16 protein-coding genes are annotated in these 19,371 nt (G+C 65.3%); 7 read left to right on the top strand and 9 right to left on the bottom strand.

Features of this window, described 5'->3' with window-relative positions:
* The first annotated feature begins 56 nt into the window (after nucleotides 1-56).
* Together Aeroheme_RS11535 and Aeroheme_RS11530 are read left to right on the top strand one after the other, a co-directional pair.
* Entirely contained in the window at nucleotides 57-488 is a 432-nt protein-coding gene (locus Aeroheme_RS11535; RefSeq protein WP_234677479.1) for a GNAT family N-acetyltransferase, read from the top strand.
* 19 nt (nucleotides 489-507) lie between these two features.
* Nucleotides 508-1,317 (top strand): zinc-dependent peptidase, encoded by an 810-nt coding sequence (locus Aeroheme_RS11530; protein WP_163136873.1) that lies wholly within the window; start codon nucleotides 508-510, stop codon nucleotides 1,315-1,317.
* Nucleotides 1,318-1,395: 78 nt separating this feature from the next.
* Here Aeroheme_RS11530 and Aeroheme_RS11525 read toward each other — a convergent pair whose 3' ends face one another.
* The 9 genes from Aeroheme_RS11525 to Aeroheme_RS11485 all read right to left on the bottom strand — a co-directional run bounded on the left by Aeroheme_RS11525 (nucleotide 1,396) and on the right by Aeroheme_RS11485 (nucleotide 13,271).
* On the bottom strand, nucleotides 1,396-1,992 hold the full coding sequence (locus Aeroheme_RS11525; protein ID WP_005315399.1) for an acetate uptake transporter: 597 nt from the start codon (nucleotides 1,990-1,992) through the stop codon (nucleotides 1,396-1,398).
* An 801-nt stretch (nucleotides 1,993-2,793) separates the two neighbouring features.
* Entirely contained in the window at nucleotides 2,794-5,697 is a 2,904-nt protein-coding gene (locus Aeroheme_RS11520) for a DUF748 domain-containing protein (protein ID WP_411165882.1), read from the bottom strand.
* A 327-nt stretch (nucleotides 5,698-6,024) separates the two neighbouring features.
* Entirely contained in the window at nucleotides 6,025-6,438 is a 414-nt protein-coding gene (locus Aeroheme_RS11515) for a MerR family transcriptional regulator (RefSeq protein WP_106887960.1), read from the bottom strand.
* A 72-nt stretch (nucleotides 6,439-6,510) separates the two neighbouring features.
* Nucleotides 6,511-7,482, bottom strand: coding sequence for a hydroxymethylglutaryl-CoA lyase (locus Aeroheme_RS11510; protein WP_411165881.1), 972 nt, complete (start codon nucleotides 7,480-7,482; stop codon nucleotides 6,511-6,513).
* Entirely contained in the window at nucleotides 7,479-9,440 is a 1,962-nt protein-coding gene (locus Aeroheme_RS11505; RefSeq protein WP_411165880.1) for a biotin carboxylase N-terminal domain-containing protein, read from the bottom strand. The genes Aeroheme_RS11510 and Aeroheme_RS11505 overlap by 4 nt, the downstream gene beginning before the upstream one ends.
* Nucleotides 9,437-9,571: a hypothetical protein gene (locus Aeroheme_RS11500; RefSeq protein WP_275426690.1), complete on the bottom strand. Its 135-nt coding sequence runs from the start codon at nucleotides 9,569-9,571 to the stop codon at nucleotides 9,437-9,439. Before Aeroheme_RS11500 ends, Aeroheme_RS11505 begins: the two co-directional genes overlap by 4 nt.
* Nucleotides 9,568-10,422 carry an enoyl-CoA hydratase-related protein gene (locus Aeroheme_RS11495; RefSeq protein WP_411165879.1) on the bottom strand — a complete coding sequence of 285 codons (855 nt, stop codon included), beginning with the start codon at nucleotides 10,420-10,422 and terminating at the stop codon, nucleotides 9,568-9,570. Before Aeroheme_RS11495 ends, Aeroheme_RS11500 begins: the two co-directional genes overlap by 4 nt.
* 10 nt (nucleotides 10,423-10,432) lie before the next feature.
* Nucleotides 10,433-12,067 (bottom strand): carboxyl transferase domain-containing protein, encoded by a 1,635-nt coding sequence (locus tag Aeroheme_RS11490; protein WP_411165878.1) that lies wholly within the window; start codon nucleotides 12,065-12,067, stop codon nucleotides 10,433-10,435.
* 55 nt (nucleotides 12,068-12,122) lie between these two features.
* On the bottom strand, nucleotides 12,123-13,271 hold the full coding sequence (locus Aeroheme_RS11485) for an isovaleryl-CoA dehydrogenase (RefSeq protein WP_411165877.1): 1,149 nt from the start codon (nucleotides 13,269-13,271) through the stop codon (nucleotides 12,123-12,125).
* A 275-nt stretch (nucleotides 13,272-13,546) separates the two neighbouring features.
* Here Aeroheme_RS11485 and Aeroheme_RS11480 point away from each other — a divergent pair, with 275 nt between their 5' ends.
* From Aeroheme_RS11480 to mmsB, 5 genes are all read left to right on the top strand, one after another.
* Nucleotides 13,547-15,058 (top strand): CoA-acylating methylmalonate-semialdehyde dehydrogenase, encoded by a 1,512-nt coding sequence (locus tag Aeroheme_RS11480; RefSeq protein WP_411165876.1) that lies wholly within the window; start codon nucleotides 13,547-13,549, stop codon nucleotides 15,056-15,058.
* A 109-nt stretch (nucleotides 15,059-15,167) separates the two neighbouring features.
* Nucleotides 15,168-16,325 (top strand): acyl-CoA dehydrogenase family protein, encoded by a 1,158-nt coding sequence (locus Aeroheme_RS11475; RefSeq protein ID WP_234570594.1) that lies wholly within the window; start codon nucleotides 15,168-15,170, stop codon nucleotides 16,323-16,325.
* A gap of 141 nt (nucleotides 16,326-16,466) precedes the next feature.
* A complete protein-coding gene (locus Aeroheme_RS11470; RefSeq protein ID WP_290070920.1) occupies nucleotides 16,467-17,264 on the top strand; it encodes an enoyl-CoA hydratase in 798 nt (265 codons plus the stop codon).
* Entirely contained in the window at nucleotides 17,257-18,354 is a 1,098-nt protein-coding gene (locus tag Aeroheme_RS11465; protein ID WP_411165875.1) for an enoyl-CoA hydratase/isomerase family protein, read from the top strand. Before Aeroheme_RS11470 ends, Aeroheme_RS11465 begins: the two co-directional genes overlap by 8 nt.
* A 56-nt stretch (nucleotides 18,355-18,410) precedes the next feature.
* Nucleotides 18,411-19,319: a 3-hydroxyisobutyrate dehydrogenase gene (gene mmsB / locus Aeroheme_RS11460; RefSeq protein ID WP_411165874.1), complete on the top strand. Its 909-nt coding sequence runs from the start codon at nucleotides 18,411-18,413 to the stop codon at nucleotides 19,317-19,319.
* Nucleotides 19,320-19,371 lie beyond the last annotated feature (52 nt).

Genomic DNA, 19,371 nt, shown 5'->3' with positions numbered 1-19,371 from the left:
TTTTCCAGATCCAGGGGCCCGCAGGGCACAGTGCAAATAGGAGGCCAGGAGTGACAATGAGAGAAGATAACTGCACCATTCGTCTCGCCGAGCGGGGGGATGGCGCCCTGTTGTCAGCGCTGTTCGCACAGTTGGGTTATCCCACCCCGGGCGAGGAGGTGGACGGACGGCTGGCCGAGCCGGATCCCGCTCGGGAGGTGCTGGTGGCAGAGCGCCATGGGGACATGGTGGGGGTGCTGATCTGGCATAGGCTGCAACCCGTGCACCTTGCACCAGCCTGGGGCCTGATCTCGGCGCTGGTTATCGATGAAGGTGCAAGGAGCGGCGGCATGGGTGCCCTGCTGCTGGCGGAGGCCGAGGCGCGGGCGCTGGCCTCGGGCTGCAGCCAGCTGGAGCTCTCCAGCAGCCTAAAGCGCGAGGGGGCTCACCGCTTCTACCTGGCGCAAGGGTATGGCGAGCGGCCGAAACGGTTCGTGAAATTATTCTGATGTGGCATGAGGAGTCTGTGTGTTCTGGTCCAGGTTGAAAGCGGTATTCGGTCTTGCCTCTCCCGGGGAGCGTCATGCCCCGCAGGCGCTGGAGTGGCAGCAGGCCCTGGCGGCCGTGCCCATCTTGCAGGGCTTCTCCCAGGATGAAGAGCAGCAGTTGATTGAACTGGCCCGCCACTTCCTCTCCCGCAAGACGCTGACCCAGCTCGGGGTCGAGCTCAGCCCCCGTCAGCAGGGAGTGCTGGCCCTGCAGGCGGTGCTGCCCATCTTGCATCTGGGGCTGGAGTGGTATCGCGGCTTTCACGAGGTGATCATCATCCCCGAGCCCGTTACCCGCCGCCAGGAGGTGCAGGACGAGTTCGGGCTGGTTAGCGAGTGGGAGGAGGAGAACGCCGGCGAATCCTGGCCTCAGGGGCCCCTGGTGCTGGCCTGGAGCGAACTGCAGCAGGATGGGGACTGGGATGGCTTCAACCTGGTGATCCACGAGCTGGCGCACAAGCTCGACATGCTGGGGGGGGATGCCGACGGGGGGCCGCCGCTCCCGAGCGGCATGGATCAGCGGCAATGGACCCAGGCGCTGCAGAGCGCGTTCGATGAGATGAATGCAGAGCTGGCCAGGGGAGAGGTGACGCAGATAGATCCCTATGCCGCCACCCACCCCGCCGAGTTTTTCGCGGTGTGCAGCGAGAGCTTCTTCACCGAGCCCCTGCGCCTGCGGGCCGTCTATCCCGCCGTCTACGAGCAGCTCGCCCGCTTCTATGGTCAGCAGCCTGCCGCCCGCTTCCCGGCCACCCGATTACTGGCGGGAGATGCCGAGCAGCACAGCTGACCGGCATTGCGGCGACAGAAAAACAAAAGGCACCCGAGGGTGCCTTTTGCATGGGCGCGAGCGCCAGGACGCGGCAGATTATGCGGCAGCCTTGAGCTGGACTGCGGCGGCTTTCTTGTGATCGCCAATCGGCAGCACAGTGCGGCCAAACTGCTCGTTGATCACTGTGGCCATGGCCAGGTAGATGGCGCTGGCACCGCAGATGATGCCTTCGAAACCGGCGATGGTGCCGATCAGGGTGCTGCCGGTGAAATCACGGGCGGCCAGCAGGAAGAAGAGCACAGTCAGGGAGGCGAACACGAACTGCTTCACGCGCGGGAAGTTGACGGTGCCAACCAGCATGAAGAGGGTGAACATGCCCCACATCAGCAGGTACCAGCCCATGTAGGCGTGGGGAGTGGCTTCGGCCAGACCCATGGTCGGCATCACCAGCAGGAACACCAGGCTCCACCAGAAGGTGCCGTAGGAGATGAAGGCGGTGACACCGAAGGTGTTGCCACGCTTGAACTCCATGATACCGGCGATGATCTGGGCCAGACCGCCATAGCACAGGCCCATGGCCAGGATCATGGCGCTGATGGGGAAGAAACCTGCGTTATGGATGTTCAGCAGAATGGTGGTCATACCGAAACCCATCAGACCCAGAGGGGCAGGGTTGGCCAATTTTTCGCTCACGTGGCGTTCTCCAAAAAATAGAGGTGGGGGTTGATAAAAGACGCGCGATTTTAGGCAGGCTCTTGGTCCCGAGCAAGGGGGTGAAGGGGCTAAATGGTAAAAAAATGACACGAAATTTTAAGTGACCAACCATTCGTGCCATTCAGGTAGACGACAGGTGAATGGATAACGTTTTCAATGTTGCTTTTTTGTATGCTTGGCTCCCGAAATGAAAGCGGGCAACAAAATACACCTCTGCTGCTATGACAGGGTTGCGGGCTCCGCCGAGAGCTTGAGCAAGTGACGCCCGGGTGGAAAATTCATCTCATATGCCATCAGACAAGAGTTGTTCAACCCCCTTTGATGACCCCGAGCCTTCCGCTGCATGGTGTTGCCAGCGCCCTGTTTCGCAGGAAATACGTCCCTGGGGCAGGGTTGAGGCCGGAGTTGCGTTACTGGTCCCTACGCCAGGCAGGGGCGTACTTGGGGCCGGGCAGAGGTGAGAGTGAAGCTGCTGTAAAGGAGAGTGTGGCGCTGCTGGTCCCGACCCAGGAGACCGGCCAGCGAAGCCGAGAATTCTCTTCCAGAAAGCGCGGGACAAGGCGGGACAAGAAGGAAGGCGCGCGTATTTGCCGCCAACCGGCTTGAGGGGAAAGTGCGGGCACACATGCGGGTACACAAAAACGCCCTGCCCAGCGCCTGTAAGGGTGTGCCGGATTATCAACCCTCCCGCGCCACCGCTTCACAGGGGATGGCGCAGGGCTAGCAAAGAGCGCGAGCCAGAAGGGGGAAGATCCCCCTTAGCGGGGCCATCACAGCGGCTCAATTATCCAGGGTGAGGACCACCTTGGCTTCCTTGTCGGTCTCCTTGACCTGGCTGTCGAGTACGAACAGGCGATCCGGCGTGATGCCCTGGGTATCCACCAGATACTCCTTGGTATTCTGGGCCCGGCGCATGGCGAGGTTGCGCAGGGACTTGGCGGTGATCAGCTGCTGATCCCGCAACAGGATCACCGCCTGGGCGCGCAGGGTGGGGCTCTGCGCCGGGAGCGTCAGGCGATCGGCCAGGGTGCCGAGGTTTTCGCTGAACTTGGCCTCATAGGCCTCGGCCAGGGCACTCTGCAGGACGGGGTCCTGCTCCAGCAGGGCGAGATCCACTGGGCTGCCGGTGATCTTGGCCAGCACCCGCTCCAGCTTCTGGCGCTGCAATAGGGGCCGCTCCTGGTTGAAGTTGACCTTGCCGCGGATGTTCATGCTGAGCCTGGGCCTGTCTTTCAGTGCCTGGGCCAGGGTGGTCAGCTTGCTCTGCTGGGTCGGGGTGAGGGCGGGATCGCCTGGCAGGAAGGGGAGCTCATCGAGATCCTTGGTGCCGCCGGTCAGGGAGGCCAGCAGGGAGAAGGGGGAGGTGATGGCCTTGCCGAGGGTGTTGCCGAGCACGTCCCAGAAGATGTTGCCCAGGCTGAAATCCGGCTGATCCAGGTTGCCCTTCACCTTGAGGTTCATCTTGATGACACCGCTGGCATCGCTCAGCAGGGCGATGGCAAGACCCAGAGGCAGATCCTTGGCCTGCTCGCTCTTGACCTTCTCGCCGAGCTGCAGCTTCTTGATGGTGATGTCGTTGTCCCCCTCCAGCCGGTTGCCCTGCAACTTGTAGTTGAGCTTCATGGAGAGCTGCCCCTTGTCGATGGCGTAGCCGGCATAAGTGCTGGAGTAGGGGGTGAAGGTGGTGAGCTCCAGATTGTTGAAGGCCACGGCGACGTCGAGCACGGGATCGGCGATCAGCAGGTTGGCGCCGCCCCTTATGGTGACGGGGGCATATCTGTCCACCTTGCCGTTGAAGTCGAGCTCGGAGCGCTGCCCCGGGACATTGGTGATGTGGCGGCTCTGGCCCGCGAGGGAGGCGATGTCCACCACGAATTCCGGGCTCAGGCTGCGATCGGCAAATCGCAGGTTGCCCTGGGTGGTGCGGACCTGGTCGATGAGGATGTGCGGTGCGGGCGCGCTCTGCTTGCTGGCCGGTTGCGGCAGCAGCAACTGCTGGACGTTGGTGACCCCAGTTTCGCTTATCTCGATGCGGGCGAAGGGTTTGCTCAGCAGTATGTCGGCTATCTTCACCTGCTGGCTGATGCCGTCATAGTGCAGGCCGCTCAGTTGCAGCTTGTCTATCTGCAGCAGCCGCTGGTTGTCGGCCCGATCCAGCACGTCGAGCCCCTCGATGTCGAGCCCGCCGCTGACGTCCAGCTTGCTGAGGGCCCCCTTGTCATCCGTGGCCAGGGCCAGTTTGGTGCGGCTGGCAAGCTGGCCGTCCCGCACGCTGATGCGCAGCAGATCCTGCAGATAGGGCTGGGCCAGGGTGAGCGGCAAGCCCTGTTGCTTGAGGGTGCCGTTCAGGGCTAAGGGGCTAAGATCCAGGGTGCCATCAAAGGCCACAGTCGCCTGGGGATGCAGGGTGCCCTTCAGGGTGAGAGGGCTGCTCTGGCCGGGTTGGCTGCCGAGGGGCCCCAGAGTGAGCTCCAACCCCGAGAGATCCCGCAGCAGGGGCTTGCCGCTGCTGGACTCGGTCAGCTTGAGCGCCCCCTGGCTGATGCGGGCCTGCTTGAGCTGCCAGCGCCAGGGCTTGCTCGCTTTCGGCTGTTTGACCGCCGCTTTGGTGGGGGGCGACGAGATCAGCAGCGCGGCCAGGTCCAGTTGCTGCTTCTCATCGAGCACGGCGGTGACGGCGGGGGCCTTGAGGGTGAGGGCCCCGGCCTCGAGGGACTGCTTGCTGCCATCGACCCGGATCCCGGTCAGGGCCAGCTGGTTGAAGCGGGCGAATTCGCTTCCCTTGTTTCTCTTGAGCTGCCAGTTGGCCAGGGTCAGCTCACCCTTGGAGATCTGCCATGCCAGCCCCTGCTTGCCTGACGTGAGCCGGTACGCCAGCTCGGCGCTGGCCTCTCCCTTGGCCAGTGTGGCCTTGACATAGGGGGCCCAGAGCGGGGCCAAGGGGGCGAGGGCCAGCTTGCCGAGGCTGAGCTGCCCCTTGCCGGCCCCCGTCATGATGTTGAACTCACCGTCGGCCTTGAGGGGGCTCTTCTCATTGAGGGTCGCACTCAGCCGATAGGGGTTGAGGGCCGTCGGTGCGCTGGAAAAATCGGGCAGTTGCAGGGCGATCTTGCCTAGCGTCAGGGGCGGTACCCAGCCTGGGCTGTGCTGCTTGCGGCTATCCCGGTAGTGGAATTGCCCCTGGACCAGGGCCAGCTTGCCGATGCTTACCACCACTGGTTCGGTGCTCGATGCCGTCGACTCCCTGGTCTGCAGGGAGTCGAGCAAGGGGGCCAGGACCTCGGTCAGATTGAAGCGAACCTCTCCCTTGTTGTCCGCCAGGCGCACCAGATCCACCCTGGGGGCGGTCAGGGTCAGCTCCTCCAGCACCAGGGCTCTCTGGCGCCAGCTCTCCTTTAGTCTGGGTATGAGCCGCAACCCGTCGAACGACACCAGGGGATGTTGCTGCTCATCGAGCAGGGCGCTGGGCCCCAGGGTGAGGGAGGGGGAGCGCAGCCCGACCTCTATCTTCCCCAGGGTGAGCTGCAGACCATAATGGGTGGCGAGCCAGCCCGGCAGGTGGCGCTGGATGAGGTTGGGGGCTTGCCAGAGCAAGATGGTGACGCAGATGAGCAGACCGGCGCAGAGATAGAGGGCGTAACGCAACAGGCGAGCGGGCAGAGGCTTGAGCATGATGGTCTCCATTTGATGCGCACATGGTAGCAATTAATCACCGTTCGATCATGGTATGGCTCTCGGGCTGCGCCTTGCTCTGTCCGGGTTAGCTGAATTATTGAGCAAGGTTAGGCCTCCCGCACCAGGGTGGGGCCCTGCCTTTTTGTTCGGGATGGGAGGGAGATTGAGCCGTCGGCAGCCTTTCACTCCCACTCGGATGGGCTGCGGGCAGGTCAGCGGTGCCCGGTGAATCAGGCCTTGAAGCAGACGAGCCTTGTCAGGGCCAGGGTCGCCTGCCAGCCCCCTGGCCCCATCTGTGCCATGAGATACTTCGGGGCGAGCGGCCCCCAGAACCCGTCAATCCGCGTCTGTCTTCAAGCCGCTCAGGGAATGGATGCAGCGCTGCTCGGCGGCATCCAGCTCGGCCATCACCATCTGGATATCTTCGAGCTGCTGGCGCAGGGAGTGGCGCCGCGCCTCTATGAGCTGGATCATGGAGTGCAACTGCATCCGGCTCGAGCGGTCGGTGTCATACATGTCGAACAGCTCGCGGATCTCCGCCAGGCTGAAGCCGAGCCGCTTGCCACGCAGGGTCAATTTCAGGCGGATCCTGTCCTTGTGGCTGTAGATGCGGGTCTGCCCCTCCCGGGCCGGGGTGATCAGCCCCTCGTCCTCGTAGTAGCGGATGGTGCGCGGGGTGATGTCGAACTCCTGAGCCAGCTCGGAGATGCTGTAGGTTCGCTCCTTGCCGCAGAAATTGCCGGCTCTCATGGCCTGATCCTGCATGGGTTAACCTCCTGACATGACGACATGCTGCCGCTCTTCTCCCTGGCGGGGGCGTTTTCAGGGGTCATGGCACTCTCCTTGTGCTATCTCATCGAGTCCTGGCTGCTGCTGTCTGGCCCTGGCATGGAGCGCCTGCCCGACCCGGGAGCCGTTGGGGCGGCCGAGCTGCTCGCTCACCCACTGGCCGGTGGCGGCCAGCTTGTCGAGGTTCACTCCGGTGCTCATGCCAAGGCCGTGCAGCAGGTAAACCACCTCTTCCGAGGCGACGTTGCCGGAGGCCCCGGGGGCATAGGGGCAGCCACCCAGCCCCGCCACCGAGCAGTCTATGGTGCGGATGCCGCGCTCGAGCGCCGGCAGCAGGTTGGCGAGCCCCTGGCCATAGGTATCGTGAAAGTGCACCGCGAGCCGGCCGGCCGGGACTTCGTGCAGCACCGCATCCAGCATGGGTACCACAGTGCCCGGGGTGCCTATCCCTATGGTGTCGCCCAGGGAGATCTCGTGACAGCCGAGATCCAGCAGCCGCTCGGCCAGGGCGGCGACCCGTTTCGGGCGGGTCGGGCCGTCATAGGGGCAGGCGATGACGGTGGAAAGGTAACCTCGCACCTTGATGCCGAGGCGGCGCGCCTCCGCCACCAGCGGGGCGAAGCGGATCAGTGACTCTTCGACGCCGATGCCGATGTTGGCGCGGGTGAAGCCGTCTGAGCAGGCGGTGAAGAGGCCAATCTCGTCGACCCTGGCCTGGATCGCGGCCTGCAGACCCTGCAAATTGGGCACCAGGGCGCCGTAACGGGTCGCTCCCTTGCGGGGCAGGGCCTCAAAAAGTTCGGCGGAGTCTGCCATCTGCGGCACTCGCTTCGGGGAGACGAAGGCCCCCACCTCGATCCGTTGCAGGCCGCTCTCGGCGAGGCGGTTGATAAGCAGAAGCCGCTGCGCCAGCGACAACAGGTGGGGTTCGTTCTGCAGCCCATCCCGGGGTCCCACCTCCACCAGGCTGACCCTGTCGACGGGCGTGCCATGCTCCTTGCTCATGCCGCACCTCCCTGAGCCTTCTCTGCGCTCGGGTCGGCAAAGTGCACCAGGACGGCGCCCTGACTCACCTGCTCCCCCTGGCGGCAGCAGAGGGCGGTGATCACCCCCTCCTTGTCTGCTTTCAAGACATGTTCCATCTTCATCGCCTCCAGCACCAGCAGGGGTTGCCCCTTGCTGACGGATTGCCCGACCTCGACCAGCAGCGCCACCACAATGCCGTGCATGGGGGCCAGGGCGCCCTGGGCCGTTTCGTGATCATGGTGTGGCCTATGGTGTTGATCATGGGCGGCGAAGGGAATGCGCCTGCCATCCAGTTGCAGCACTAAGGCGGCCTCTGCCACCGGGGTGACGGGGCTGCGCACCCAGCGGCCCGCCCGCTGCAGGCGGATATGATCAGTGCCCAGCTCATAGGGGTAGGTTTCCCCCTGCCAGGTGAGCCGACCGGCGCGCTCGGCCAGGGTCAGCACCCGGGCCTCCTCGCCGATCCGCACCGCCGCCGTCAGGCTGCGGCTCTCGCCCAGCCGAAAACCGGGGGCTTGCTGCCAGGGGGAGGGACCGGTGCGACTGGCGAGCCAGAGGGTGGCCAGCGGCCAGGCGAGTGTCGGTATGGCCAGCGGCTCGGTGGGAATGGGCCACTGGGTGTGGTGCGCCATGGCCAGCACGTCCGGCTCCTCACACAGGCGAAGCAGCAGCGGGCCGTTGTGCACCAGGGGGCCGAGACTCAGGGCCGCCAGGGCATCGGCCAGCCTGGCAAAGGCCTCGGCGCGGCTCTGGCCGTGGGCGACCAGCTTGGCGATCATGGGATCGTAATAGGGGCTCACCTCATCGCCCGCGGCGACCCCGGTGTCGATGCGTACCCCCTGTGGCCAGCGCAGCCAATGGATGGGGCCGCTGGCGGGCAAGAAGCCTGCGCCTACGTCCTCGGCGTAGAGGCGCGCCTCCACGGCATGGCCGCGCAGCACCACTTCCTCTTGAGTGAGCGGCAGGGGCTTGCCCTCGGCGACCGCCAGCTGCCAGGCAACCAGATCCTGGCCTGTGACGGCCTCGGTGACAGGGTGCTCCACCTGCAGCCGGGTGTTCATCTCCATGAAGAAGAACGCCTCCCCGCACAGCAGAAATTCGATGGTACCGGCCCCCACATAGTCGATGGCCCTGGCGGCGGCGACCGCCGCCTCACCCATGGCGCGGCGCAGCGCCGGGGCTATGTTGGGGGCGGGGGCCTCTTCGATTACCTTCTGGTGGCGGCGCTGCAAGGAGCAGTCCCTGTCCCCCAGGTAGATGGCGTTGCCGAGGGTATCGGCGAAGACCTGCACCTCCACGTGACGGGCGCGGGCGAGATAGCGCTCGAGCAGCACATTGTCATCCCCGAAGGCGGCCAGGGCTTCCCGTTTCACCGCCGCGAGGGCTGCGTCAAACTCGTCTATCTGCTCGACCCGGCGCATCCCCTTGCCGCCGCCACCGCTGGCGGCCTTGATAAGGAGGGGAAAGCCGACCTGGTGCGCCTGATCACGCAACAGGGCCGGCGTCTGATCCGCGCCGTGATAGCCGGGCAGCACGGGAACGCCGGCTGCCTGCATCAACGCCTTGGCGCCGGATTTGTCCCCCATGGCGAGGATGGCGGCGCCGCTCGGGCCGATAAAGCGCAGTCCCTGTTGCGCACAGGCGCTGGCAAAGTCGCTGTTCTCCGACAGAAAACCGTAGCCGGGGTGCACGGCATCGGCCCCGGCCTCGCGGGCAATCTTCAGCACCTTGGCGGCATCGAGGTAGCTCTCCCGCGCGGGGGCAGGCCCCAGGTGCCAGGCCTCGTCGGCTTCCCGTACATGCATGGCGCGGGCGTCGGCGTCCGAGTAGAGGGCTATGGTGTGGATGCCGAGGCGGCGGGCGGTCTGGATGATGCGCACGGCTATCTCGCCTCTATTGGCAATCAGCAGGCGCTTGATGGGAGCCTGATCTGTCATGTCTGCTCCTGGTGAATAAAGGCACACTCGTTCATGAAGAGATCGAGGGGGGCAAGGTGTTGATCCGCTCCCCGGTTATCCTCGCCGCGGTTGGCGACAAGAGGGCGCTTGATGGGCCGGTATTGAGTCATGTCTCATCCTTGAAACGGGGGCGCCAGTTGGGGGGGCGCTTGTCGAAGAAGGCCTGCATCCCCTCCTGGGCTTCGAGTCCGACCCGCACCCGGGCTATGGTCTCGACAGTTATCTCTTCGTGTTGATGGCCGGGCTGGTGCTCGATGGCAGCCAGTAGCCGCTTGGTCTCCTTCATCGCCTGGGGGCCGTTGCGGCACAGACGCATGCCTAAAGCCCGTCCCTCAGAGAGCAGCTTCTCCGGCGCACAGAGCCGGTGTGCCACGTTGAGGCGGCAGGCGGTGATGGCATCGAAGGGCTCGGCGCTCAGCATGTAGCGGCGGGCCTGGCGCATCCCCATGGAGCGCACCACATAGGGGCTGATCACCGCAGGCACCAGCCCCAGGCTCACTTCTGAGAGGCAGAAGCGAGCGTCGTCGCTGGCCAGCACTATGTCACAGGCACAAAGCAGGCCGAGCGCTCCGCCATAGGCTGCCCCCTGCACAAGGGCCACGGTGGGGAAGGGCAGCTCGTCCAGGGCTTGCATCAGCCTGGCCAGCACCCGGGCATCCTCCCGGTTTTTTTCAAACGAGCTGGGATCGAAGTCGCCATTGAGCTGATTGCGCATCCAGTTGAGATCGGCACCGGCGCAAAAGTGCCTGCCCTCTGCCCGCAGCAGCAGGACATGGGGGCGTTCGGCCAGTGGCTGGCCGTGGCGATGGGCCAGATCATCCAGGCAATCGAGCAGCTCCTGCATCAGATCGGCATCGAGGGCGTTGTGGCGGGCGGGGCGCGCCAGCACCAGCTCAACCAGCGGACCGTGGCGCTCAAGCCGACAGCCAGCCAGGGGGTCATTGCACAATGGATCGGACATGTCGAACTCCTTACATCCTGAAGATGCCGTATTGCTCGGGCCCGGGCTTAGCCCCCTGGCAGGCGGCCAGCGCCAGGGCCAGCACGGTGCGGCTTTGGGCGGGATCGATGACGCCGTCATCCCATAGCCTTGCGCTGGCGTAGTAGGGGTGCCCCTGGCGTTCATATTGCGCGATGACGGGGGCGCGGATGGCGTCCGCCTCCTGCTCCCCCAGAGTCTTGCCGTCGGCCGCCAGCTTGTCCCGGCGCACCTGCACCAGCACGTTGGCAGCTTGCTCGCCCCCCATGACGGAGATGCGACTGTTGGGCCAGCTGAACAGAAAATCGGGCTCATAGGCGCGGCCGCACATGCCGTAGTTGCCGGCGCCAAAGCTGCCCCCGACGATGAGCGTGATCTTGGGCACCCTGCTGCAGGCCACGGCGGTGACCAGCTTGGCGCCGTGCTTGGCGATCCCCTCCCGCTCGGCTTGGCTTCCCACCATAAAGCCGGTGATGTTCTGCAAAAACAGCAGGGGAATGGCGCGCCTATTGCAGAGCTGGATAAAGTGGGCGCCTTTCTGGGCACTGTCGCTGTGGAGCACGCCGTTGTTGGCGAGTATCCCCACCGGCATACCCTGAATGCGGGAGAACCCGGTGACGAGCGTGGTGCCAAACAGGGCCTTAAATTCGTCGAACACGGACCCATCCACCAGGCGGGCGATGAGCTCCCAGGCGTCATAGGGGCGCTTGAGGCTGGTACCCACCAGGCCGTAGAGCTCCTCTATGGGGTAGAGGGGCTCATCGTAGCTTGGTGCTGAGCTTGCGAAGCCCAACACCGGAAAATCTCTCGATTGCGAGGTGGGATCTCCAAGATTGCCAACCAGGGTGCGGGCTATGGCCAGGGCATGAGCATCGTCTTCGGCCAGGTGGTCGGCCACCCCGGAGTGGGCGCAGTGCACCAGGGCCCCCCCCAGGGCTTCGGCGCTGATCTCCTCGCCGGTAGCGGCTTTGACCAGGGGCGGGCCCGCCAGGAAGATGGTGGCCTGTTCCCTGACCATGATGGACTCATCCGCCATGGCGGGCACATAGGCGCCCCCTGCGGTGCACAGCCCCATCACCACGGCGAGCTGGGGGATATTCTGGGCCGACATGCGGGCCTGGTTGTAGAAGATGCGGCCAAAATGCTCCCGGTCGGGGAACACCTCGTCCTGCATGGGGAGGAAGGCGCCGCCGGAATCCACCAGATAGAGGCAGGGGAGGCGCAGCCGCTCGGCGATGGCTTGGGCCCGCAGGTGCTTTTTCACCGTGAGCGGGTAGTAGGTGCCCCCCTTGACGGTGGCGTCGTTCACCACCAGCAGGCAGAGCCGGCCCGCAATCTGGCCGAGCCCGGTGATGATGCCGGCGGCGGGCACGGGTTCCTCATAGACCTGCCAGGCAGCCAGAGCCGAGAGCTCGAGGAAGGGGGAGCCCGGGTCCAGCAACTGATTGATGCGCTCGCGGGGCAGCAGCTTGCCACGGCCCTGATGGCGGGCGTTGTTGGCCGCGCCGCCACCCTGGGCTATCTCGGCGAGGCGGGCGTTGAGATCGGCCACCAGGGCCTGCATGGCCTCCCGATTGGCGGCAAAGTCGGCGCTCGTTGTATCCAGGCGGGAGTGGATCTGGCTCATGGGTTCTCTCCCATCTGGTTGTTGTTGTCGATGGCAGGTGACAAAGGGAGAAGCATCATGCGTTATCTCCCATCAGCTCGCGGCCGATGAGCCAGCGGCGGATCTCCGAGGTGCCGGCCCCTATCTCGTAGAGCTTGGCGTCCCGCAGCAGGCGGCCTGTGGGGTATTCGTTGATATAGCCATTACCGCCGAGCAACTGGATGGCATCGAGCGCCATCTGGGTGGCATTCTCGGCGGCAAAGAGGATGGCGGCGGCGCAATCCTTGCGGCTGGTATGGCCCAGATCGCAATCGCTCGCCACCGAATAGACCAGGGCGCGACTGCTGGCGAGCCGGGTATGCATGTCCGCCAGCTTGCCCTGCACCAGCTGGAAATCGCCGATGGCCTGGCCGAACTGCTTGCGTTCGCGCACATAGGGGAGCACCACGTCCATGCAGGCCTGCATGATGCCAAGGGGGCCGGCGGCCAGCACCACCCGCTCGTAATCCAGCCCGCTCATCAGTACCCGGGCCCCGCCGTGCAGGGCGCCTAGCAGGTTCTCTGCCGGCACGGGGCAGTTGTCGAACACCAGCTCGCAGGTGCTGGAGCCGCGCATGCCGAGCTTGTCGAGCTTCTGGGCCGTGGTGAACCCCGGGGTGCCCGCTTCGACGATAAAGGCGGAGATCCCCTTGGCCCCGGCATTGGCATCCGTCTTGGCATAGATGACGAAGGTGTCCGCATCCGGGCCGTTGGTGATCCACATCTTGTTGCCGTTCAGCACATAGTGATCATTCTCGCGCACCGCGGTGAGCCGCATGCTGACCACGTCGGAACCGGCCCCCGGCTCGCTCATGGCGAGCGCCCCCACGTGCTTGCCACTGACCAGATCGGGCAGGTAGCGGGCCTTCTGATCAGGGGTGCCGTGGCGGTGGATCTGGTTGATGCAGAGGTTGGAGTGGGCGCCGTAGGAGAGGCCGACCGAGGCGCTGGCACGGCTCACCTGCTCCATCACCAGCACATGGGCGAGATAACCCAGATCCACCCCCTCATACTCTTCCGCCACCGTAATGCCGTGCAGCCCGAGCTCACCCATCAAGGGCCAGAGGTCGCGGGGGAAGGCGTTGCTCTGGTCAATCTCGGCGGCGCGCGGGGCTATCATTTTCTGGCAGAAGGCCTCGACCTGCTCGGTCAGGGCGCGGAGGGTTTCATCCATCAGGGCATGCATCCTTGCTCTCCTTGGTCTCTGGTGCTCACCTGTCTCGCGCTCTCGAAACGGAGGGAAACTGGTCAGTCCATTCTTGATTTAAGTTTACGTTAGCGTAAACGTAAATGAATTGTTAGTCTAAGGTAAATTCGTTGAGTGCCGACTGCAAGGGGCATAGCCCCGAGCGGGCAAACGCAAGGAGTGAGCAAGATGATCAGCGAGTGCATCCGGTCTGCCGGCCTGCCTGAGAGGCTCTGGCACAGTGCCAGCCACCGGACAGCCAAGGAGAGTGCGGCATGAGCCAACACCATACCCAGTACGGGGATCTGCCGCTCTATATTGGCGGCGAGGCGTACCCTTCCGCGAGCGAAGCCTGGATCGAGGTGACTAACCCGGCGGATCAGAGTCTGCTGGCGCGGGTGCCGAGAGCCACCCCGGCCGAGGTGGAGCTTGCGGTGCGCCGCGCTCACGACGCCTACCTGATGTGGCGGGAGGTGCCGGCCCCCGAGCGGGCCCGGGTCATGTTCAACTACCAGCATCTGCTCAAAGCCCATCACGACGAGCTGGCGACCCTGCTGGCCCAGGAGACGGGCAAGAATCTGGCGGACGCCAGGGGAGATGTGTGGCGCGGCATCGAGGTGGTGGAGCAGGCCTGCGGCGTCGCCAGTCAGACCATGGGGGAAACCATGGGCAACGTGGCGCGCCGGGTGGATGGCCACTCCTGGGTGCAGCCGCTGGGGGTCTGCGTCGGCATCACGCCGTTCAACTTCCCGGCCATGATACCGCTCTGGATGTTCCCCCTGGCGGTGGCCTGCGGCAACGGCTTCGTGCTCAAACCTTCCGAGCAGGATCCCCTGACCCCCATGCGGCTGGCCGAGCTGTTCACCGAGGCGGGGGCGCCAGCGGGCATCCTCAGCGTGGTGCACGGGGGCGCCGATCAGGTGGATGCGCTGCTCGCCCACCCGGACGTGAAGGCGGTGAGCTTCGTGGGCTCGGCCCGGGTCGGGGCTCACGTCTATCGCACCGCCACCGAACACCTCAAGCGCGCCCAGTGCTTCGTCGGTGCCAAAAATCACATGGTGATCATGCCGGACGCCAACAAGGCGCAGGTGCTGAGCAACCTGGTGGGGGCCGGGGTGGGCGCCGCCGGTCAGCGCTGCATGGCCATCAGCGTGGCGGTCTTCGTGGGCAGCGCCCGCGACTGGATCCCGGATCTCGCCGCCGAGTTTGCCAGGGTCAAGCCGGGTGTCTGGCACGATTCAGAGGCCGCCTATGGCCCCCTTATCAGCCCTGAAGCCAAGGTACGAGTCGAGGGGCTGATTGAAGCAGGCATGGCCGAGGGGGCCCAGTGTCTGCTGGACGGGCGTTTTTGCGACGTGCCCGGTTACCCGGTGGGCAACTGGGTGGGGCCGACCCTGTTTCGCGGCGTGACGCCCGAGATGCGCATCTATAAGGAGGAGATCTTTGGCCCCGTGCTCGCCTGCCTGGAGGTGGAGAGCCTGGACGAGGCGCTCGCCCTCATCAACGACAACCCCTATGGCAACGGCACCTCCATCTTCACCGGTTGCGGCGCCGCGGCCCGCAAGTTCCGCCATGAGGTGGCGGTGGGTCAGGTGGGGATCAACGTGCCCATTCCGGTGCCGCTGCCCTTCTTCTCCTTCACCGGCTGGCGCGGCTCCTTCTACGGTGATCTGCACGCCTACGGCAAGCAGGCGGTGCGCTTCTACACCGAGACCAAGACGGTGACGGAACGCTGGTTCGATGAGGACATACCGACCGGACCCAACATGACCATCCACCTGCGGTGAGGTGTGGCCGATGGGCTACGGTATTCCCACCGACGCCCACCATGGCTATCCCCCTGTGGTGAACGGTGGATCTGCGACAAGTAATCGAGATAACGAGGAAGCGAACAAGATGGATTTTACCCTGACCGAATCCCAACGGGCCTGTGTCGAGTCGGCTGGCGCCTTCGCCGATCTGGCGCTCAAGCCCCACGCCGCGCGCTGGGACAGGGAGCACGAATTCCCCATCCCCACCATCAAGCAGGCGGCGGCGCTGGGGCTGTGCGGCCTCTACACCCCGGAGCAATATGACGGCCTGGGCTTGAGCCGACTCGACGCCAGCCTCATCTTCGAGCGCCTGGCCATGGGCTGCACCTCCACCACGGCTTACCTGACCATACACAACATGGTGAGCTGGATGCTGGGCAGCTGGCTGCCGGCCGAGGTGGCGGCAGAGTGGGTGCCGAGGCTGGCCAGCGGCGAGCTGCTGGGCTCTTACTGCCTCACCGAGGCGGGGGCGGGATCGGACGCCGCTGCCCTCAAGACCCGTGCGGTGCGGGACGGCGATGACTACCTTATCGACGGCAGCAAGGTCTTCATCTCGGGGGCGGGCAGCACCCAGGTGCTGGTGGTGATGGCCCGCACCGGGGGCGAGGGGGCCAAGGGGATATCTGCCTTTATGGTGCCCGCCGAGACGCCGGGTGTGAGCTATGGCAAGGCGGAGGAGAAGATGGGCTGGAACAGCCAGCCGACCCGGGAGGTGAATTTCAGCGCCGTGCGCATTCCCGCTCGCTACAGGCTGGGGGAGGAGGGGGAAGGGTTCAGGTTCGCCATGCAGGCGCTGGATGGGGGGCGCATCAATATCGCCAGCTGCTCGCTGGGTACAGCCCAGCAGGCGCTGGACGACGCCCTGGCCCATGTGCAGCAGCGCCAGCAATTTGGACACCCGATCAGCGAATTCCAGAGCGTGCAGTTCCGCCTCGCCGACATGGCCACCGAACTGGCCGCCGCCCGTCTGCTGGTGCGCCAGGCTGCCGCCAAGCTCGACAGCGGCAGCCCGGACAAGAGCGCCTGGTGCGCCATGGCCAAGCGTTTCGCCACAGATGTGGGTTATCGGGTTTGCGATGAGGCCCTGCAACTCTTTGGTGGCTATGGTTATATCCGCGAGTATCCGCTCGAGCGCTACCTGCGCGACACCCGGGTGCACCGCATTTTGGAAGGCACGAACGAAGTGATGCGGCTCATCATCGCCCGCCGTCTGCTGGGGGATCCCGGCCTGTCGCTGGAGTAGGGGGGCAGCGCGTCCTCCGCCTCTTGTTGCTGGGGGCGACGGACAGGCGCCGCGCCGTCGTCAGGCTTTGTGAGCCAGCCGAATTTCGGCTCCATTCAACCCTGTCATCATGGCGGCAGGTTTAATGACAAGGACAGTGCAATGACAAGGATCAGGCTCGAATATCACGGTCACGTGGCCTACATCACGCTCGACCACCCGCCTGCCAACACCTGGACTCTGGCCAGCCTGCAGGCCTTCTTGCAGATGATGGTGGAGCTCGACAGCCGCCCCGACGTGGTGGCCCTGGTGATCCGCGGGGCGGGGGACAAGTTCTTCTGCGCCGGCGCCGATCTCAAGATGTTTGCCGACGGCAATGTGGAGCACGCCCGCGAAGTGGCAGAGGCCTTCGGTCGCGCCTTCGAGGCGCTGGCCCGCTTCCATGGGGTGAGCATAGCCGCCATCAATGGCTTTGCCATGGGAGGGGGCCTCGAGGTGGCGCTGGCCTGCGACATTCGCATCGCCGAGCAGCAGGCGCTGCTGGGGTTGCCTGAGGCCTCGGTGGGCTTGCTGCCCTGCGCCGGTGGCACCCAGCGTCTCACCGAGCTGGTGGGGCCGGGCTGGGCCAAACGAATGATCCTCTGCGGCGAGAAGGTGAGCGCCACCCTGGCCTACGAGATGGGGCTGGTGGAGGAGGTGGTGACCGAAGGGCACGCCTGGACGGCGGCGCAGCAGATGGCGCAGCGGGTGGAGCGCCAGAGCCCCAGTGCCCTGCGCGCCTGCAAGCAGCTCATCAATCAGGGGCGCAGCGGCCACAGGGATGCGGCCCTGCCCCTGGAGCGCAGCCTGTTCCTCGCCTTGTTTGACGATGCCAACCAGCGCGAGGGAGTGGCGGCCTTCCTCGAGAAGCGTGCCCCGCGCTGGCGTTATGACAAGAGCACGGGAGAGTCCCATGACTGAACCCGTGCGCCTGGCAACCCATCCCACGGCGGACGGGCACCTCATCGGCATCCTGACCCTGGACAGCCCCGCCTCCCTCAACGCCCTGAGCCTGCCGATGATCCAGCGCCTGCAAGGGGCGCTCACGGCCTGGGAGCAGGATCCTGCCATCGTCTGCGTGCTGTTGCTGGGGGCCGGCGAGAAGGCGTTTTGCGCCGGTGGCGACATCCGCTCGTTTTATTACCGCAAGCAGGAGGCGAGCGAGTCGGCACTGTTCGGCTATGCCCGCGATTTCTTCGAGCAGGAGTACCGGCTAGATCACCATATCCACTGCTACAGCAAGCCGCTCGTCTGCGTGGCGGACGGCATCTGCATGGGCGGCGGCATCGGTCTCTTCGCCGGGGCCGATTTTCGGGTGGTGACCGAGAAGAGCCTGTTCGCCATGCCGGAGGTGACGATCGGCCTCTACCCGGACGTGGGGGCCAGCTGGTTCTTGAGCCGCATGCCCGGGCGACTCGGGCTCTGGCTTGGCCTGACCGGTGCCCGCTTCAACGGGGCGGACGCCCTGGGGTTGGGGCTCGCGGATCACGCCATGGCGAGCCGTGAGCGGGCCGAGCTGCCGGCGCGCCTCGCGGCCCTCGACTGGGCCGATCAGGGCGATCCGCGCGAGCAGATAGATAGGCTGCTGGGCGGGCTGCACGCCGAGGCCGGCGAGCAGCTGCCGGCTCCCGTGATCCTGCCCCATCAGGCCAGGATCCATGCCCTGCTGGCCGGACGCACCCTGCAAGGGGTGCTGGACAGGTTGGACAGGGCCGAGCTGGACGAACCCGACCTGGCCCGGGCCCGCGACACCTGCCGCACCGGCAGCCCCATCAGCCGCGCCATCCTCTGGCGCCAGTACTGGACGGCGCGCCGCCAGTCACTGGCCGAGGTGTTTGCCGACGAGCTGGCGCTCTCGGTCAACTGCGTGCTCAAGGGGGATTTCGTGGAAGGGGTGCGGGCCCTGCTTATCGACAAGGACAAGTCACCCCGCTGGCAGCCGCCCCGGCCCGGCACCAAGTGGCTCGACGATTTCTATCGCTGGCCCGAGGGGACAAATCCCCTGGCCTAGCGCTGCCAAGGGCGCGCCCCGAGGTGCCGGATAACGAACTGAGCAAGGAGCAAAGAATGACAAGGATTGGATTTATCGGGCTCGGCAACATGGGAGGACCCATGGCCGCGAACCTCGCCAGGGCGGGCCATGCAGTGCAGGTCTTTGATCTTGTGCCCGAGAGCCTGGAGCGGGCGATCAAGGCCGGTTGCATCGTTGCCGGGGATGCCCGGGAGGCGGTCACCGGCTGCGATCTGGCCATCAGCATGCTGCCTGCCGGGGATCATGTGCGCGGGCTCTGGCTGTCTGAGGGGGGCGGCCAGGATCTGCTGGGGGCCTTGCCGGCGGGGGCCCTGGTGATCGACTGCTCCACCATAGACGTGGCCTCGGCCCGCGCTGTGGGGGGGGCGGCGAAGGCACAAGGCATTCGTTTTCTCGATGCCCCCGTCTCCGGCGGGGTCGCTGGCGCCGCGGCGGGCACCCTCACCTTTATCGTCGGTGGCGAGAGCGCCGATTTCGAGGCGGCCAAACCCATCCTGGCCAGCATGGGGCAGAACCTGTTCCATGCCGGGGCGCTCGGGGCGGGGCAGATCGCCAAGATGTGCAACAACATGCTGCTCGCCATCCACATGGCGGGCACCGCAGAGGCGCTGGCGCTCGGGGTCAAGGAGGGGCTGGATCCGGGCGTTCTCTCCACCATCATGGGCAAGAGCTCGGGCAACAACTGGAGCCTGGAGCGCTACAACCCCTGGCCCGGGGTGATGGAGAATGCCCCCGCGTCCCGCAACTATGAGGGGGGCTTCATGACCCGGCTGATGGTCAAAGACCTGGGGCTCGCCATGGCGCTGGCCGAGCACGCCCACAGCGCCGTGCCCATGGGGGCGCTGGCCCGCAACCTCTTTAACCTGCACGCAAGCCAGGGTCAGGAGAGCAAGGATTTCTCCAGCATCCTCGAGCTCTATCGGGACAAGACAGATCCGGGTTAAGCGCCGCTATCCGCCTTTTTACCCGATAGTCTTTTACTCGACAGTCACCGGC

Origin of the sequence: Aeromonas sp. DSM 116730 (assembly GCF_046581335.1) — a bacterium.
Taxonomy (GTDB): domain Bacteria; phylum Pseudomonadota; class Gammaproteobacteria; order Enterobacterales; family Aeromonadaceae; genus Aeromonas; species Aeromonas rivipollensis.
The sequence above is the reverse complement of the archived record's forward strand: the minus strand, read 5'-3'. Positions and strand labels throughout refer to the sequence as shown.

What these genes read in the sequence shown, in the direction of transcription:
- Aeroheme_RS11495 (WP_411165879.1), bottom strand. Translation starts at nt 10,422, where the DNA reads ATGTCCGATCCATTGTGCAATGACCCCCTGGCTGGCTGTCGGCTTGAG.
- Aeroheme_RS11520 (WP_411165882.1), bottom strand. Translation starts at nt 5,697, where the DNA reads ATGGAGACCATCATGCTCAAGCCTCTGCCCGCTCGCCTGTTGCGTTAC.
- Aeroheme_RS11500 (WP_275426690.1), bottom strand. Translation starts at nt 9,571, where the DNA reads ATGACTCAATACCGGCCCATCAAGCGCCCTCTTGTCGCCAACCGCGGC.
- Aeroheme_RS11485 (WP_411165877.1), bottom strand. Translation starts at nt 13,271, where the DNA reads ATGCATGCCCTGATGGATGAAACCCTCCGCGCCCTGACCGAGCAGGTC.
- Aeroheme_RS11465 (WP_411165875.1), top strand. Translation starts at nt 17,257, where the DNA reads ATGACTGAACCCGTGCGCCTGGCAACCCATCCCACGGCGGACGGGCAC.
- Aeroheme_RS11480 (WP_411165876.1), top strand. Translation starts at nt 13,547, where the DNA reads ATGAGCCAACACCATACCCAGTACGGGGATCTGCCGCTCTATATTGGC.
- Aeroheme_RS11475 (WP_234570594.1), top strand. Translation starts at nt 15,168, where the DNA reads ATGGATTTTACCCTGACCGAATCCCAACGGGCCTGTGTCGAGTCGGCT.
- Aeroheme_RS11505 (WP_411165880.1), bottom strand. Translation starts at nt 9,440, where the DNA reads ATGACAGATCAGGCTCCCATCAAGCGCCTGCTGATTGCCAATAGAGGC.
- Aeroheme_RS11510 (WP_411165881.1), bottom strand. Translation starts at nt 7,482, where the DNA reads ATGAGCAAGGAGCATGGCACGCCCGTCGACAGGGTCAGCCTGGTGGAG.
- Aeroheme_RS11535 (WP_234677479.1), top strand. Translation starts at nt 57, where the DNA reads ATGAGAGAAGATAACTGCACCATTCGTCTCGCCGAGCGGGGGGATGGC.
- mmsB (WP_411165874.1), top strand. Translation starts at nt 18,411, where the DNA reads ATGACAAGGATTGGATTTATCGGGCTCGGCAACATGGGAGGACCCATG.
- Aeroheme_RS11490 (WP_411165878.1), bottom strand. Translation starts at nt 12,067, where the DNA reads ATGAGCCAGATCCACTCCCGCCTGGATACAACGAGCGCCGACTTTGCC.
- Aeroheme_RS11515 (WP_106887960.1), bottom strand. Translation starts at nt 6,438, where the DNA reads ATGAGAGCCGGCAATTTCTGCGGCAAGGAGCGAACCTACAGCATCTCC.
- Aeroheme_RS11470 (WP_290070920.1), top strand. Translation starts at nt 16,467, where the DNA reads ATGACAAGGATCAGGCTCGAATATCACGGTCACGTGGCCTACATCACG.